This is a genomic window from Dokdonella soli (genome assembly GCF_039523175.1).
GTDB lineage: Bacteria > Pseudomonadota > Gammaproteobacteria > Xanthomonadales > Rhodanobacteraceae > Dokdonella_A > Dokdonella_A soli.
The window spans coordinates 245,175-261,374 of record NZ_BAAAEU010000006.1; the positions used below are offsets into that span (position 1 = coordinate 245,175).

15 protein-coding genes and 1 pseudogene are annotated in these 16,200 nt (G+C 66.7%); 7 read left to right on the top strand and 9 right to left on the bottom strand.

Annotated elements, in window-relative coordinates; all coding sequences use genetic code 11:
• The first annotated feature begins 1,070 nt into the window (after positions 1-1,070).
• The 4 genes from ABD002_RS06770 to ABD002_RS06785 are packed head-to-tail and all read left to right on the top strand — an operon-like array spanning position 1,071 to position 4,822.
• Positions 1,071-2,075 (top strand): sulfate ABC transporter substrate-binding protein, encoded by a 1,005-nt coding sequence (locus ABD002_RS06770; RefSeq protein ID WP_343788492.1) that lies wholly within the window; start codon positions 1,071-1,073, stop codon positions 2,073-2,075.
• Positions 2,076-2,100: 25 nt separating this feature from the next.
• Entirely contained in the window at positions 2,101-2,937 is an 837-nt protein-coding gene (cysT, locus tag ABD002_RS06775) for a sulfate ABC transporter permease subunit CysT (RefSeq protein WP_343788494.1), read from the top strand.
• Complete coding sequence (cysW, locus tag ABD002_RS06780; RefSeq protein ID WP_343788497.1) at positions 2,934-3,791, top strand: sulfate ABC transporter permease subunit CysW; 858 nt, start codon at positions 2,934-2,936, stop codon at positions 3,789-3,791. Before cysT ends, cysW begins: the two co-directional genes overlap by 4 nt.
• Complete coding sequence (locus ABD002_RS06785) at positions 3,788-4,822, top strand: sulfate/molybdate ABC transporter ATP-binding protein (protein WP_379988714.1); 1,035 nt, start codon at positions 3,788-3,790, stop codon at positions 4,820-4,822. Before cysW ends, ABD002_RS06785 begins: the two co-directional genes overlap by 4 nt.
• A 29-nt stretch (positions 4,823-4,851) precedes the next feature.
• Here ABD002_RS06785 and ABD002_RS06790 read toward each other — a convergent pair whose 3' ends face one another.
• From ABD002_RS06790 to ABD002_RS06800, 3 genes are all read right to left on the bottom strand, one after another.
• Complete coding sequence (locus tag ABD002_RS06790) at positions 4,852-6,309, bottom strand: PA domain-containing protein (RefSeq protein WP_343788500.1); 1,458 nt, start codon at positions 6,307-6,309, stop codon at positions 4,852-4,854.
• Complete coding sequence (locus ABD002_RS06795; protein WP_343788503.1) at positions 6,299-6,721, bottom strand: post-PEP-CTERM-1 domain-containing protein; 423 nt, start codon at positions 6,719-6,721, stop codon at positions 6,299-6,301. The genes ABD002_RS06790 and ABD002_RS06795 overlap by 11 nt, the downstream gene beginning before the upstream one ends.
• An 85-nt stretch (positions 6,722-6,806) precedes the next feature.
• On the bottom strand, positions 6,807-6,953 hold the full coding sequence (locus ABD002_RS06800; protein ID WP_343788506.1) for a hypothetical protein: 147 nt from the start codon (positions 6,951-6,953) through the stop codon (positions 6,807-6,809).
• Between ABD002_RS06800 and ABD002_RS06805 the strand changes: the two genes are divergently transcribed.
• Complete coding sequence (locus ABD002_RS06805) at positions 6,952-8,280, top strand: M12 family metallo-peptidase (RefSeq protein ID WP_343788509.1); 1,329 nt, start codon at positions 6,952-6,954, stop codon at positions 8,278-8,280. The genes ABD002_RS06800 and ABD002_RS06805 overlap by 2 nt on opposite strands.
• A gap of 18 nt (positions 8,281-8,298) precedes the next feature.
• Here ABD002_RS06805 and rocF read toward each other — a convergent pair whose 3' ends face one another.
• Both rocF and ABD002_RS06815 read right to left on the bottom strand, forming a co-directional pair.
• Positions 8,299-9,219 carry an arginase gene (gene rocF, locus ABD002_RS06810; RefSeq protein ID WP_343788512.1) on the bottom strand — a complete coding sequence of 307 codons (921 nt, stop codon included), beginning with the start codon at positions 9,217-9,219 and terminating at the stop codon, positions 8,299-8,301.
• Between the two features lie 90 nt (positions 9,220-9,309).
• Positions 9,310-10,074 carry a response regulator gene (locus tag ABD002_RS06815; protein ID WP_343788515.1) on the bottom strand — a complete coding sequence of 255 codons (765 nt, stop codon included), beginning with the start codon at positions 10,072-10,074 and terminating at the stop codon, positions 9,310-9,312.
• Between the two features lie 171 nt (positions 10,075-10,245).
• Between ABD002_RS06815 and ABD002_RS06820 the strand changes: the two genes are divergently transcribed.
• Positions 10,246-10,821, top strand: a complete 576-nt coding sequence (locus tag ABD002_RS06820) for a DUF937 domain-containing protein (RefSeq protein WP_343788518.1) — start codon at positions 10,246-10,248, stop codon at positions 10,819-10,821.
• Between the two features lie 129 nt (positions 10,822-10,950).
• On the opposite strand, the gene ABD002_RS06825 is transcribed toward ABD002_RS06820, so the two are convergent.
• From ABD002_RS06825 to msrA, 4 genes and pseudogenes are all read right to left on the bottom strand, one after another.
• Complete coding sequence (locus ABD002_RS06825; RefSeq protein ID WP_379988711.1) at positions 10,951-13,113, bottom strand: TonB-dependent receptor family protein; 2,163 nt, start codon at positions 13,111-13,113, stop codon at positions 10,951-10,953.
• 2 nt (positions 13,114-13,115) lie between these two features.
• Positions 13,116-13,227: pseudogene (locus ABD002_RS19660) on the bottom strand (helix-turn-helix domain-containing protein); the annotation flags it as partial.
• A 43-nt stretch (positions 13,228-13,270) separates the two neighbouring features.
• Positions 13,271-13,732, bottom strand: a complete 462-nt coding sequence (msrB, locus tag ABD002_RS06830) for a peptide-methionine (R)-S-oxide reductase MsrB (RefSeq protein ID WP_379988709.1) — start codon at positions 13,730-13,732, stop codon at positions 13,271-13,273.
• Between the two features lie 111 nt (positions 13,733-13,843).
• Positions 13,844-14,482: a peptide-methionine (S)-S-oxide reductase MsrA gene (gene msrA, locus ABD002_RS06835; RefSeq protein WP_343788523.1), complete on the bottom strand. Its 639-nt coding sequence runs from the start codon at positions 14,480-14,482 to the stop codon at positions 13,844-13,846.
• Between the two features lie 286 nt (positions 14,483-14,768).
• Here msrA and ABD002_RS06840 point away from each other — a divergent pair, with 286 nt between their 5' ends.
• A complete protein-coding gene (locus ABD002_RS06840) occupies positions 14,769-15,980 on the top strand; it encodes an efflux RND transporter periplasmic adaptor subunit (protein WP_343788526.1) in 1,212 nt (403 codons plus the stop codon).
• Positions 15,981-16,200: the final 220 nt, after the last annotated feature.

Below are 16,200 nucleotides of genomic sequence, written 5' to 3' on the forward strand. Positions count from 1 at the left end.
CGGCCACGCGTGATCTTCGACCAGCGAGCACGTGGCACGATCTCTTGCACCCCCTCTCTTGAGCGCAAGAAATCAATCGAACCAGAGGCAGTCCGCTTGGGAGTAATAGCACTGAAACACTGTCGTAAATCTGACGAATTAGCAGCGTTTATCACAGTCGGTCGCAAGGCGGATGGTGCTAACCTGCGCAAGGACGAGCCGGTGTCGATCCATGGTGCCAGCCGTATTCAATAATCCATTTGAATATTGAACAAACGAGTCATTTCAGTGCAACTGCGCGCTTCCAATGCTTATTCCTTTCCCATATCAAAGACAAGCCCCTCAAATAGCTTGAAACTATTCTTGTGACAACCGTAACGAGGTCGATATGGAGGCTGTCGTGCGTATAAAACGGACTTGGAATCTCTATTCCAGATCAGCAATTTATTGAATTGGAATAAAACTTCAAAACGGAGAATTAATACTTAAAAAAAATCATAGCGAGTGGCTTACCATGTCGGCAATAAACACTCCAAAGATGACGGCGCCTCATTTGCACTGGTGTGCGTGAGGGCACAAAGTCGGCCTCAGGGCGCAGGTATGAGTTGACCAGAGCACGCAGAAGTCGCCCAGACGCGGATCGTTGATTGAACATAGTCGGCGATCGAAGTCGACAGCACGTGGCCGAGTTGCCCCGTTGGGACGGCCCCACGCCGGTGCGTGAGCGCCACCTATCGCAACGAGATATGTACGAGGCACATGACTTGGCCGACACTAAAGTGCTCCGGCGTTTGACGGAGCGCCGGCGCAGCCTCGTCGGCCCAGCGGGGATCGTAGCTGCTACTTAGCCGCCTGAGTCTTCGCGATTCGCGTCAGCACGCCAACTGGCAGGCTACTGGGGTCTCCAGCGCGCAGATCCCTCGCACGCACAGACGCAACCTCGCGCGAGGCATAGGTTGGCAACATCGCCAAGCTTTGCCAGCAGTGCCACCGGCATGACGAGATGACCACTCGCCATATCCAGGTAACACCTCCCTAACGAATTCGCTGCCAGACTGGTCTCCTCGTATCGACTCGAAGGGGAAGCCGCCATGCGACGCGTGCTCGTTGCGATTTTCGTGTTCGCCGCATTCGGCCTCGCCGCTCGCGCGCAGGCCGATGCGACCCTGCTCAACGTCTCCTACGATCCGACCCGCGAGTTGTATCGCGACGTCGACGCCGCGTTCGCGGCCGATTGGAAGCAGCGCACCGGCGAGAGCGTGACGATCAAGCAATCCCACGGCGGTTCCGGCAAGCAGAGCCGCAGCGTGATCGATGGCCTGCAGGCCGACGTGGTCACGCTCGCACTCGCGTACGACATCGATGCGCTGCACGCGCATGGCGATCTCGTGCCGGCCGACTGGCAGCAGCGCCTGCCGGACAACAGTTCGCCATACACCTCGACGATCGTGTTCCTGGTGCGCAAGGGCAACCCGAAAAGCATCAAGGACTGGGACGACCTGATCAGGCCCGGCATCGGCGTGATCACGCCGAATCCGAAGACCAGCGGCGGCGCACGCTGGAACTACCTCGCCGCCTGGGGCTACGCCGCGAAGAAGCAGGGCGGCGACGCGGGCGCGAAGGCGTTCGTCGCGAAGCTGTTCAAGAACGTGCCGGTGCTCGACACCGGCGCGCGCGGCGCGACCACGACGTTCGTCGAACGCGGCCAGGGCGACGTGCTGCTGGCCTGGGAGAACGAGGCACTGCTCGCGCTCGGCGAAGCCGGCAGCAAGGACAAGTTCGAGATCGTCGTACCCTCGATCAGTATCCTCGCCGAACCGCCGGTGGCGATCGTCGACAAGGTGGTCGACAAGCGCGGCTCGCGCAAGCTCGCCGAGGCCTATCTCAAGTATCTGTACACGCCGCAGGGCCAGGAGATCGCGGCGAAGAACGGCTATCGTCCGCGCGATGCCGCGGTCGCGGCGAAACATGCGGACAAGTTCCCGAAGCTGCCGCTGTTCACCGTCGACGACACCTTCGGTGGCTGGCAGAAGGCGCAGGCGGCACATTTCGCGGAAGGCGGCACATTCGACCAGATCTACACGCCCGGCAGGTAAGCGGGGCTTGGCAGAAGGAGTTCCCATGCGCCGACGGCGCCGACACGCGCTGCCCGGATTCGGTCTGACGCTCGGGCTGTGCCTGAGCTATCTCGGCTTGATCGTGCTGCTGCCGCTGGCCGCGCTCGCGCTGAAATCGGCGGCGCTCGGTCCGATGCAGTTCTGGGATGCGGTAACCACCCCACGCGCGCTGGCTGCATACCGCGTCACGTTCGGCTGCGCCGCGCTCGCCGGGTCGATCAACCTCGTGTTCGGACCCTTGCTGGCGTGGGTGCTGGTGCGCTACCGCTTTCCCGGCAGGAAGCTCGTCGATGCGCTGGTCGACCTGCCGTTCGCGCTGCCGACCGCGGTGGCCGGCATCACGCTGACCGCGCTGTATGCGTCGAACGGCCCGCTCGGCCGCTGGATCGAGGCGGCCGGCTGGAAGGTCGCCTACACGCCGACCGGCATCACGGTCGCGCTGACCTTCGTCAGCCTGCCGTTCCTCGTGCGCAGTGTGCAACCGGTGCTGGAGCAGCTCGAGCCCGATGTCGAGGAAGCCGCGGCGACGCTCGGCGCGAGCCGCCTGATCACGCTGTGGCGCGTCGTGCTGCCGACCTTGTGGCCGGCGATCCTCTCCGGCTTCGCGCTCGCGTTCGCGCGTGCGCTCGGCGAATACGGCTCGGTGATCTTCATCGCCGGCAACATGCCGATGGTTTCGGAGATCGCGCCGCTGCTGATCGTCAGCAAGCTCGATCAGTACGACTACGCCGGCGCGACCGCGATCGCGGTCGTGCTGCTGCTGGCGTCGTTCGCCGCGCTGTTCGCGATCAACCTGCTGCAGCTGTGGACCGTGCGACAGCGCTCGGCAGGTGCTGCATGACCAACCTGCGCAAGTCGTCGTCCGCGCTGCGCGATCCGCGCTGGCTGCGCTGGGGCCTGCTGACGGTCGCGCTGGTGTTCGTCGGCCTGTTCCTCGTGCTGCCGCTGCTCGCCGTGTTCGGCTACGCGTTCGAGAAAGGCCTCGCCGTCTATCTCGCCAGCCTGGTCGACGAGGACGCGCGCGCGGCGATCGAGCTGACCCTGCTGGTCGCCGCGATCGCGGTGCCGGTGAACACCGTGTTCGGCGTCGCCGCGGCGTGGCTGGTCACGCGCTTCGCGTTCCGCGGCAAGAACCTGCTGCTCAGCCTGATCGACCTGCCGTTCGCGGTGTCGCCGGTGATCGCTGGCCTGGTCTACGTGCTGCTGTTCGGCGCGCAGGGCTGGCTCGGACCGTGGCTGGCCGCGCACGACATCCGCATCATTTTCGCGGTGCCCGGCATCGTGCTCGCGACCACGTTCGTCACGTTCCCGTTCGTTGCGCGCGAGCTGATCCCGCTGATGCAGGCGCAGGGCAGTGAGCAGGAACAGGCCGCGCTGACGCTCGGCGCGGGTGGCTGGTCGATGTTCTGGCGTGTGGTGCTGCCGAAGATCGGCTGGGGACTCGCGTACGGCGTGATCCTCTGCAACGCGCGCGCGATCGGCGAGTTCGGCGCCGTATCGGTCGTGTCTGGTCATATCCGCGGCCTCACCGACACGATGCCGCTGCACGTCGAGATCCTCTACAACGAGTACAACCGCACCGCCGCGTTCGCGGTTGCCTCGCTGCTCGCGCTGCTCGCGCTGGCGACCTTGGCGCTGAAACAGATCATCGGCTGGCGCATGCGTCACGCCATGCCGGAACAGGATGTTGCATGAGTATCGAACTCTCGGATATCCGCTACCGCTACGGCGAAGCGCCCGCGCTGAACGGCATCGACCTGTCCATCGAGTCCGGCGAGCTGCTCGCGCTGCTCGGTCCGTCCGGCTGCGGCAAGACCACGCTGCTGCGCGTGACCGCCGGCCTCGAATTTCCCGACAGCGGCACGGTGCGTTTCGAGGGGCGCGACGTGACCTCAATCAGCGCGCGCAATCGGCATGTCGGTTTCGTGTTCCAGCACTACGCGCTGTTCAATCACCTGAGCGTATTCGAGAACGTCGCATTCGGCCTTCGCGTGCGCGGCTGGCGCTTGCGTCCGCGCCGCGCCGAACTGAAGCGTCGCGTGCACGATCTGCTCGAACTGGTGCAACTCGGCGAGCTCGCCCAACGTTATCCGGCGCAACTTTCCGGTGGTCAGCGCCAACGCGTCGCGCTCGCGCGCGCGCTCGCGGTCGAACCGGAGATCCTGCTGCTCGACGAGCCGTTCGGCGCGCTCGACGCACGAGTGCGCGGCGACCTGCGGCGCTGGTTGCGCGGCCTGCACGACCGCATCCACGTGACCAGCGTGTTCGTGACCCATGACCAGGAGGAAGCGTTCGAACTCGCCGACCGCATCGCGGTGATGAACAAGGGCCGCATCGAGCAGCTGGCCGACCCGCAGACCTTGTACACGCAGCCGGCCAGTCCGTTCGTGTGCCGCTTCCTCGGCGAAGTGAACGAATTGCCGACGGCGCTGCACGCACGCTGGACCGGTGTCGATGCGGCCGACGTGACCGCGTTCGTGCGCCCGCACGATCTTGATCTCGATGCCGATGAAACCGCGATCGCGCCGGCCAGGATCAGCGCGATCCGCGACCTTGGTCCGTTGATCCGCGTCGAAGCCGAGCACCCGCTGTTGAGCGCCCCGATCGTCGCGGTCTACGAACGCAGCCGTTTCCCGATCGGCAGACTCGCTGCCGGTGCCACGGTGACGCCGGTGCCACGGCGCTGGCTGCTGTTCCGCGGCGAGCAGCGTATCGACGCGACATGATGCTCGACCACCTCGGGTGAAATGGCGCGTCAAGGTTGCACGACCGCGCACGGATTGCCGTCGAAGCCGTCGTAGAACAGAAGGTCGTCGATGTTCGTGCTCCAGCCGATGTCCTTGAACAGCGGCAGGGTCAGATCGACGTGGTTGAAGATCGTCTCGTTCAACACCGGCCCCATCAGCAACCCCGGATAAGCGTCGGAGTGGAAATGGGATACCGATGAGCCCTGCTCGAGAACCGGTGGCGCGTACTGGCGCACGCAGCCCTGCTTGGTCGCCGCGGCCTGGTTGCCGGTGCTGAGTGTCGCGCTGACCGTGCCCGATCCGAGCGCGGTCTTGATCAACGAGCCGAGCTCCTGCGTAACCAGCAACGACGCAATCGTGATGCTGGGGTCCGAGCCGGTCATGGTGAAGAGCCCCGGTGCATTGTTCGCGATCAGCGCCGCCGCCGCGCCCGCATTCTGCGCATTCTTCACTTTGATGGTGAAGCTGCAGGTGCCGCGATCGATCAGCGCAAGCTTGCCGCTGACGCTCGACGTGATGGCGGTGCAGCCATCGGTGGCGCTGCCGTTCATCGCGAGCACGACGTTGCCGGCGATGCCGGCCGAGGTCAGCGCCGGCCCGAACTGCGCGGCACCGGCCGGATAGGGCGCGGCGAGACGGGTCGGTGCGGTCAGCAGCACCTGCTGCGGAGTCGGCTTCATGAACGCCGGCGCTTGCGCGTTGGTCGCCTTGCCGGCCCAGATCAGGTTCGGGTCGTTCAATGCCGAGGCCGCGCGCTGCGCATCGCTCATGCCGGCCCAGGTGCTGCCGGTCTGCAGGTCGTACTGGTAGTAGGCCCAGATGTCCGGGATGCCGGCCGGCAACGCGCCCGTGGCGGGATTGGTGAGCGAGATGAAACCGAGGCCGTGGCCCAGTTCATGGAAGATCACCGGCATCAGCGGAACCGTGCCGCTCGGCACCGGATTCGCCGGATTCGTGCCGTAGTACCAGCCGGTGGTGCCGTTCAGGCAGGTGCCGCTGTCGAGCGTGACGTTGAAACTCGCGTCGATGTCGTCGGCCGCCGGGTCCTGATCCGAACCGGCCAGTGCGTTGGCCTCGGCGACCGCATAAAACGTGTTGCCTTTCGGCGCGCTGGGAAAATTGGCGAACGCCGTATGCGGCCCGGCGCTGCCCAGGGTCGCGGTTGTGCCGTTGCAGGTCAGGCCGACCATTTTCGCCAGCACGCGGATCGTGACGGCGGAATTGATCAGGTTGCCCCACTGGTTCGCTGCGGTCTGGAACACATAGAGGCGCTGCGCGCCCAGCGTGGTGCCGGGATTGTCCGGCAGCGCCGTCCTCGGGGTCGGGTCGGTGAAACCGGTGTTGGCCGGTTCGGTGGGATCGATATCGATCACGACCGAGGTGGCCTGCGCGGTCATGCAGGCCAGTGACAACACGACGGTGACGACACGGCGGGCCTGCCGCCGGGCAACGGGCTCACTTGTCATGGGCGTCACCTGCGGCGGAAGCGGGAGCCGGCGTGAGCCCGGGTAGCGCCGCATCGGCGCCGCAGTCATAGCCGAGACTGCCGTCGGCATTCCGATGCGCCGTGAACACGGCATTCCGTTGCCCGTTGATGTTGAGCTTGATCACGCCGTTCGGCAGCCGCTCGACGCTCATCAAGCTGTCGTCCCAGCGCGGCGCCGATGCATCGGGCGGCGCCGGAAAGAGCTTGCCGGTGACCGGATCGCGGTAGACGCGCATGGCTGCCGTGCCATTGCCATTCGGCGCAGCGCTGGTCGTCGCTTTCGATTCCGCAGCAGCCTGGACCGGCTGGCCGGTGCGCGGCTGCGGAGGCCCATCGGACCGGGCCGGTCCAGCCAAGGGCAGGAACGCCATCAATGCCAGCAGTGCGCGCATGGTCGCCTCCGCTCGTCATGAGACAGCGCGAGGCTACGCCTGCTCCGGTTAGGTTCGCGTTACGAAGCCGGCGGGGCGCGCGAAATCACGCGCCATATTCGAGCGCGGGGTCGAGTTTCATGCCGCTGAGCGAGCGAGCCGGCCGCGGATCGTTTTTTTGCTGCCCCGTCCACGGAACCTGAGCGGGCGTTCTGCAATTGTCGATCCCTCTGCTATCGATGGGATCGACCATGCGTTCAATTCTTGCAGCAGCGCTGTTCGGGGTCGCGACACAAGCCGGGGCGGCGACGCTGGCATTGGAGCGCGCGCAGATCGATCGGCTCGCTGCGCTGCCGGTTGGCGCGGACATGGTCATCGACAACTTTCCAGATGGTTTCGGCGGCAGCACGAGCCTGCGTTTCAAGCGTATCGACGTCTACGCAACCGGTGCGCGCATCATCGCGATGGCTGCCGACGGCGAACACGAGTTGCCGCGCAGTCGACGCATCGAACTGATCGGTACGAACGCAGCCGGCGATGTGCGCGCCAGTCTCGCGTTCGATCCCGGATTCGCGCAGTTGCGCGGCGCAGGTTCGTCGCCAGGGGGCGCGTTCGCAATCACTGCAAGCAACGGCGCCAAGGGCATGCTGTTCAGCGTGATACCGGCCAAGGAGGCGCTGCCACCCGGCGTCGTTCCGGAAATAATTCCCAACGAGGACGGGCTTCCGAGCAGTCAGCCGATGCCTGATGCGCTCACGCTCTCCCTCGTCGGCAAGACCGCGACCGCGAACCCACGCGCTGCGATCGTGGCAGTCGATGTCGATCGTGAGCTGCTGGTCAACCGGTTCGGCGGGACTGGCAACGCGAATGTCAGCGCCGCAACCAGCTGGATCGCGGACCTGTTCGCGACGATGAACGTGATGTATCAACGCGACCTCAACGTCACGCTGGAGCAAGGGACGACGATCTTCCGGGTCAGCGGCACGCCGTATTCCATCAGCACCAATATGTCGGCCAACTCGACCGACCTGGGCAATTTCGGCACCTACTGGCAGGATAACGAAGCCTCCGTGCAACGCGATTTCACCGTGCTGCTGTCGGGTCAGTTGACCGGCGGTTTTTCCGCATCGGGCATCGCCTGGATCAACGCGTATTGCATCACGTCGAGCAACGGGGGCAGCTACAGCGTCAACAAGGTGTTCACCAGTTCCAGCGTCGGCGTCGACCTTTCGGCGCGCCTGGTCGGCCATGAGCTCGGCCACAATTTCGGTGCTGCGCATACGCACTGCACCGATGTCACGACCGGCGCGTATTCGGTCGCGACGAACACGATCGACCAGTGTTACAAGGGCGAAAGCAGCAGCGGCTGCTACGGCGGCGCAGTGAGCTGTCCGGCCGGCGGTGCCGGCACCTTGATGAGCTACTGCAATGTCGGCGGCTCGAACGGCGCAAACTGTGGACAGAACGCACTGCAGTTCCATTCGACGCAGATTACGACGCTGTCGGCACTGATCGCTTCGAACACGCCGTCATGCCTCAGCGCGACCACGGATCTGATCTTCGCGAACGGCTTCGACTGACGCGGCGCTGTTGTCGCGTCAGTCGCGCATCAAGGTCGACTTGCCGAACAGGCTCTCGACCAGATCGACCGTCAGCAGCGCGGTCTGGTTGCGCACGTCGAGCGCGGGATTGAGCTCCATGATGTCGAGCGAGCCGAGCCGGCCGCTGTCGGCGATCATCTCCATGCACAGCTGCGCCTCACGGTAGGTCGGGCCGCCCGGGATCGTGGTGCCGACGCCGGGCGCGATCGCAGGATCCAGGAAGTCGATGTCGAAGCTGACGTGCAGGTGGTCGTCCGCGCCGAGGTTCAGCAGCGCTTCCTCCATCACGCGGCGCATGCCGACTTCGTCGATGTAGCGCATGTCGTAGATGTCGAGGCCGACGTCGTGCACGAGTTTTTTCTCGCCGGCATCGACCGAACGGATGCCGATCTGGCGGATGCGGTCCGGCGTGAGCGTCGGCGCGCTGCCACCGAGTTCGGTCAACTCGTGCGGGCCGAAGCCACACAGGCAGGCGACCGGCATGCCGTGGATGTTGCCCGATGGCGTGACCGTGCTGGTGTTGAAGTCCGCGTGCGCGTCGAGCCAGAGCACGGTCAGGCGTTTGCCCTGCTCGCGGCAGTGGCGCGCGACCGCGGTGATCGAGCCGATCGCGAGGCAATGGTCGCCGCCCAGCAGGATCGGCACGCGTCCGTGCGCAAGCTCGGTGCCGACCGCCTGCATGACCGTGCGGTTCCACGCGACCACCGCCGGCAGATGGCGGTAGCCGTCGACCGGCGGCTGCCACGGATTGAACGGACCGTTGAGGTTGCCGCGATCGACCACGTCGAGGCCGCGCGCGGCGAGCGCTTCGCCGATGCCGGCGACGCGCAGCGCCTCCGGCCCCATGGACGCACCGCGATGGCCAGCGCCGATGTCGGTCGGCACGCCGACCAGTGAAATCGGAGGAAGCTTCTGCATGAGCGAGACCGAAAACTTGCGGGGGCGCGCATGATCGGCGAAATCCGGCCCGGCGTCACGACACGGCGCGGCGCGGACCAGCCGGCGGCGTCACGGCGGCGGATGGAACTCGAGACCCGAACGATCCGGCCGCGCGACGCAGGCACGCACCACCTCGAGCAGACGTCCCGCCCCCTCGGCCTTGCCGAGCGCGGCATCGCAGCCTGCTTCGAGCGCGGCGCGCAGTACCTGCGGCTCGTGCTCGACGCTGAAGCAGACCAGCGCGGTGCGGGCACAACCGGGTTCGCGGCGCAGCATCGCGGCGATCTCGGCCGCGGTCTCGCCACGCAACCAGTAGTCGAGCACGATCGCGTGACAGGGCCACTGTTGCAGGATCTGCCACAGCGTCTCGGCACTGCTCGCCAGGCGTACCAAGCATCCGCGTGCCTCGAGCTCGGCGCCGATCAGCACGGCCTGGCTCGGGTCGTCCTCGACCAGCACGATGCACAACGACGTGGCGTCGGTATCCGCGCCCGGTGCGCCGGTCCGGTCGAGCTCGTCGAGCACGGCGCGGACCGGCGCCGCGAGACGTGCAGCCAGGTCGGCCGGCGCGGCACGCTGCGGCGGCGGCAGTGCCTCCCATTCGCGCATCAGCTCATCGGCCACGCGCGCTTGGTCACCCAGGCGTTCGTAACCGTAGGCGGGTGCAGAGCCGCACAGGCGATGGATCTGCGTGAACAGATCGCGCCGCACCGCGCCCTCGTGTGGATTGACGGCGAACGCGCTCCACGCCCGCGCCAACGAACGGCGTTTGTGCGCGAGCGAACCGGCGTAGTTCTCGCGCAGACGCTCGAAATGTCGGCGTGATTCACTCATCGACTTGAACGGCATCGGCAGGCCATCGATGGCTATGGTGCGCCCGCCGCGCCGCGCCGCCTATCCATGACGCGCGAGGTTCACGATCTTTTACGACGCGCATGACGCGGTCATGCTTCCATGCCAAGGTGCGCGGGCTGTCGCCCGAACCTTTTCTTCCCGGAGATTTCCATGAGCGATTTGACCAGCCAGGTACTCAGCCATCTCGACCCGTCCAGCATCAACGCGATCGCCGCGCGGCTCGGCGTCGACCCGGCGCAGGCCGAGGCCGCGATCCAGCAGGCGGTACCGCTGGTCGTCGGCGGTCTTGCGCACAGCGCATCGACCGACGCCGGTGCTGACGCGCTGCACAGCGCGGCCGCCGATCACGCCGGAACCGACATCGGTTCGGTGCTCGGCAGCGTGCTCGGCGGTGGCGGCGCCGGCGGCGCGATCCTCGGCCATGTGTTCGGCGGCCAGCAGGGTCAGGCCGCGCAGGGCCTCGGCCAGGCCAGCGGCCTCGGCGCCCAGAACGCCGGCCAGCTGCTGGCCATGCTCGCGCCGGTCGTGATGAGCGTGCTCGGCAACATGAGCCAGAAGCAGGGCATGAGCCCCGGCGGTCTCGGCGGCATGCTCGGCCAGGAGCTGCAGAATCTCGGCCAGAGCAGCAACGGCGGCCTGCTCGGATCGGTACTCGGCCAGGCCGGCGGTCTCGGCGGCCTGCTCAAGATGGGCGAGGACCTGCTCGCGTCGCGCGGCCGCGTATAGCGCGCCTCTCAGCTTCGTAGGAGCGGCTTCAGCCGCGATGCTTTTTTGTTTGGCGTGATCGAAAGGCGCAAGAGCATCGCGGCTGAAGCCGCTCCTACCCAGTTCCTATCGTGCGCAATTCCCTGCGCGTCAACGCAGCCATTGCCACTGCACGCCGAGCATCACGGTGCGACCGGGCGCCGGCTCGAAGTAGCGGCCGTTGGCGTCGTTGACGATCACCGAGCCGGCGTACTGGCGATCGAACAGGTTGTCGAGCCGCGCGAACGCGCGCAGCCGTCCGGACGCCAGCGCGAACCCGTAGCCGACATCGACGCCGGTGACGAAATACGAGGGCGCCGCGTCGCTGCCGAGGTCGTTGATTGGCACGGCGCTCACGTAGTCGCCCTGCAGCGCGGCACGCCAGCCGAGGTCGCCACCCCAGTGCAGCGCAGCGTGCAGGTCGGTTTTCGGAATGCCCGGAATACGCGTGCCGGCCGCGACCGGTGTATTCGGCTTCGTGCAGGTCGGACTCGCGCCGCAGGCCAGGAACGGCGAGCGGAACGTCGCGTCGAGCCAGGTCCAGGCGAACTGCAGCTTCCAGTCGTCGCTGAAGCGCCATGACAAGGCCGCCTCGGCGCCGTCGCGGCGCGCCTTGCCGATGTTCTGATAGGTGGTGCGGCCGCCGGCACTGGTTGCGACCGCCAGCTCGTTGCGCGTGTCGGCGCGGAACACCGCGAGCGTCGCCTCGACGGCGCTCGCCGGACGCAGCTTGATGCCGAGCTCGGCATTGCGGCTGCGCGCGGGCGCCAGATCGAACGCGAGCCCGGCGCCGCCATTGGCACGGTAGGCGAGCTCGTTGAAGGTCGACGTCTCGAAGCCCCGGCCCCAGGATGCGTACAGGTTCGCCCAGTCCGCCGCACGCCAGAGCAGGCCGGCAACCGGTGTGGTCGCGCCGTAATCGACGCGGCCGCTGTCGTTGGGGTTCTTCGCGGTCACGTAGTGGTCGACCGAATCGAACTTCACCTGGCTGTGGCGCAGGCCCGCGGTCAGCGACCACGCGTCGGCGAACTGCCAGGTCGCCTGCGCATACTGGTCGAAGTCGCGGACCGTATCGTCTTCGTTGCGACGCAACGCGCCACGCACGCCGAGCGTGCTGCCGACGAAGTTCTCGTAGCCGCGCCGCAATTGCTGTTGGCGATCCCAGGCGAGTCCGGCCGCGATCTCGAACGGCCGCCCGGCGAGGTCCCCGTGCCAGATCCAGCGCGCGTCCGCGCCGCCATAGTCGCTGCCGAGATCGACGACGCCGCCCGAGTGCAGCGGATTGGCCTGCGCGGTCACCGGCACTGCAAGGTACTGCGTGACATCGCGATGGCCGACGTAGCCGAGCATGCGCAGGCTGTTGCCGGCGCCGAGATCCTGCTCGTAGATCGCGCCGCCCTGGCTCTGGTGCACGCTCTTGCGCGTGTTGAACTGCGCGGCGACAGGCGCCTGGGTCGGATCGGCAATGAACTGCGCATGGGTCAGGCCGAGCGGATCCTGCGCGCCGGGCAGCGCCAGCGTGTTCGCGAGCAGGGTCAGCTTGCCGCCGCCGCCGATCTTCCAGCTCAGCCTTGCATTGCCGGAATCGCGTTTCGCGGCGCTGTGGTCGCGGTAGCCATCGGTCTCGAAATGGGTCACGTCAAGGTTGTAACCGAACCCGCCCGCGGTGCCGCGTGCGTTCGCGCTGGCGCGAACCGTGCCGTGGCTCGCACCGATCAGGCCGAGATCGACCTGTGACGGATCGCTGCCGTCGGCGGTAAAGAGCTGGATCACGCCGCCGGAGGAATTGCCGTACAGCGCCGAGAACGGGCCGCGCAGCACCTCGATGCGCTCGGCCGAGTCGAGATTGAAGTGCGAGACCTGACCCTGCCCGTCCGGCATCGTCGCCGGGATGCCGTCGATGTACAGGCGCACGCCGCGCACGCCGAACGTCGATCGCGCGCCGAAGCCACGGATCGAGATCTGCTCGTCCTGCGCATAGTTCTGGCGGTCGCGCGCGAGCAGGCCCGGGATCGCGGAGAGATATTCGGAGGGATTCACGCCGAGCGTGTCGGGGTTGTCGTCGATGCGCACCGCGTCGATCGACGCGGCCACGTCAAATGCCGGCTGTTCGGTGCGCGTCGCGGTGACGACCACGGCCGGCAGGTCGGTGCCGCGCTCGGACGCGTCGGTCGCGCCGAGCGACGCGCACGCGCCCAGCGCCAAGGCGACGAGCACGGACCGGCCCGCTCCCGCGGTCGTTCCACGGGAGGTGTTCCGCTGCTTGCAGGGCATGGCTACTCGGCGAGTGGGATCTGAGGCTTGCGGATCTTACGGCACAAACGTATTGCGGCTGACGCCGAGCGCGTCGGCGGTGTGCGTGATGTGCCAGCGGTTGCGCTCGAGCTCGGGTCGGCGTGCGCGGAGCGCATGCGCTGTATTCCTCAGCGCTTTACGAGCCGCCGGTTCCGGCAAATTCCAGCGCCGCCCCGTTCATGCAGTAGCGGTTGCCGGTCGGCGGCGGCCCGTCCGGGAACACGTGGCCGAGATGGCTATCGCAGCGCGCGCAGCGGATCTCGGTGCGCAGCATGCCGTGGCTGGTGTCACGGATCTCGCGCACATGGGCCGGATCGAACGGGGTGAAGAAGCTCGGCCAGCCGGTGCCGGAATCGAACTTGGCGCCGGAACGAAACAGCGGCAGCCCGCACAGGCGACATGCGAACACGCCCTCGCCATGCTCGTCGAGCAGACCGCCACAGAATGGGCGTTCGGTACCGTGATCGATCATCACGCGACGCTCTTCCGGCGTGAGGCGCGCAGCCAGGCGATCGCGTTCCTCGGTCGTCAGCGGGGTGAGGTCGTAGCCGGATGTGGAGAGGTGCGACGCACGATCCGTTGTGGACGGGTTGTTCATCGGCGTATTTCCTTTTGAGCGTTGGTCGCCGGGGTTCACTGCGCTCTCCCCGGCCTGCGAGGTCCGCGAAGATCAGGGCATCGCGGCTAAAGCCGCTCCTACGGGCGACGATCAGGCCTTCTGCTTGAGGATCTCGCCGAACTGCTTGCGCAACTTCGCGACCTTCGGCGCCGCGACCGCGGCGATGTACGGCTGCTCGGGGTGCAATGCCGCGTAGTTCTGGTGGTAGCGCTCGGCGTCGTGGAAGGCCTCGAGCGGCACGACCCCGGTCGCGATCGGCGCGTCGAACACCTTCGCCGCGTCGAGCTGGTGGATATAGGCCGCGGCGATCTCGCGCTGCGCAGCGTCCGCATGGAAGATCGCCGAGCGGTACTGGCGGCCTCGGTCGGCGCCCTGGCGGTCGACCTGGGTCGGATCGTGCGCGACCGCGAAGAAGACCTTGAGCAGTTGGCCATAGCTGATCCTGTGCGGATCGAAGCGGATCGCGATCGCCTCGGCGTGGTCGGTGCCGCCGCTGCAGACCTGCTCGTAGGTCGCGTTGTCGGCGCTGTCACCGCTGTAGCCGGAGGTCACGCCGAGCACGCCATCGAGTTCGCGGAACACGGCCTCGGTGCACCAGAAACATCCGCCCGCCAGCACCGCGGTCTGTTCATGCACGGTCGCGGCGGCCGCCGGATCGAACGCGGGATCGGGAAAATGCGAACGCTCGATGGCGAGGCTGGCACCGGGGATGTCGCAAACGGCAGTCATGGTGGGCTCCTTCTGGCGGGCGGCGGATCGCGCGGTGCGCGTTTCCGGCACGTATCGGACAGGCGGTCCGGGAATGTTCTTTCAGATGGCGGTCGCCGGCGCCGACGCAAGGGCGACCGGCATGCGGAACCTGCCGCGCGCCGCGCCCGTCCAATCCTGCCCGCGAGCGGCATGCAATGCATGTAAAGATGCGTTTACGCGCCGGAAACTCCGCCGTATATGCGCTGCTGCTAGCCTTCGCAGGCTGCCGCGGATGCGGCTGTCGTCTCGATCGAAGGAAGTTCTCATGTCGCGCTGGAAACTCGCGCTCGCGGTTGTCGCTGTGGTGATCCTCGCAATCCTGGGCTGGCGCCTGCTGCAACAGGCACCACAAGCCGGCGGTGGCAAACCCGGCGGTGCGGGAACCGATACGCCGATTCCGGTCACCGTAGTGCCCGCCGCCACCCAGGATGTACCGGTTTACCTGACCGCGCTCGGCACCGTGCAGGCGCTGAACACGGTCACCGTGAACGCGCAGGTCAGCGGCCAGCTCAAGGCGATCCACTTCGCCGAGGGGCAGGAGATCCGGCAGGGCGACCTGATCGCGGAGATCGATCCGCGCACGTTCCAGGCTGCGCTCGAGCAGGCCGAAGCCAAGAAGAAGCAGGATGCGGCCCAGCTCGTCGCCTCCAGAAGCACGCTCGCGCGCTTCGAGGAGTTGATGAAGAGGAACTTCGTTTCCGGGCAGGATCTGGAAAACCAGCGCCAGACCGTGCGCCAGCAGGAAGCGCTGGTCGCCGCCGACGAGGCCGCCGCGTCGAACGCGCGCACCCAACTGGGATACACCCGGATCGTGGCGCCAATCACCGGCGTCGCCGGCATCCGCCAGATCGACGTCGGCAACCTCGTGCAGGCGAACGGCGGCACCGGCATCGTCGTGCTGACCCAGGTGCATCCGATCAACGTGATCTTCACGCTGCCGCAGCAGAACCTCGGCGACGTGCGCACCGCGAATTCCGACCCGTTGCCGGTGACCGCGCTGAACCGCGCCGACAGCCACGCGATCGCGCAGGGCGTGCTCAAGGTCATCGACAACACGATCGACACGCAGACCGGCACGTTCAAGCTGAAGAGCGAATTTTCGAATGAGAAATCCGAACTCTGGCCCGGCCAGTTCGTCAACGTGAAGCTGCAGACGAAGACCGTGCATGGCGGCCTGGTGATTCCGGTGCAGGCGGTGCAACGCGGCCCGGATTCGAGCTACGTCTATCTGCTGCAGGGCGACAGCACGGTCGCGATGCAGACCATCGAGACCGGCGGCGACGCCGGCGACGGCGGCATGCTGGTCGCATCGGGCCTGAAAGCCGGCGACAAGGTCGTCACCGAAGGCCAGTTCCGTCTCAAGCCCGGCGCCAAGGTGCTGCCGCTCGCGCCGGGCGAGAACGCACCGGCGCTGACCGCAGAGGAACTGAAGAAGGCGGCGACGCCCGGCAAGGGCGGCGCTCGCCGCGGCGGGTGACACGGTGCGTCTCGGATTCCCGACCTGTAGTCCGCGGCGCCCGATTGCGTCGGCGGTGTTTCGAGCCCTCTCCTCCAAGCTTGCTTGGGGGGAGAGGGTTGGGAGAGGGGGCGAGGCCACGCGCCGGCGTAGCGCCACATCTTTCGCGAAGAGCAAGGGCTTTCACACACTGCGATCCCTTGCTTCGCATGCAGCCCCGCCCCCTCACCCCACCCTCTCC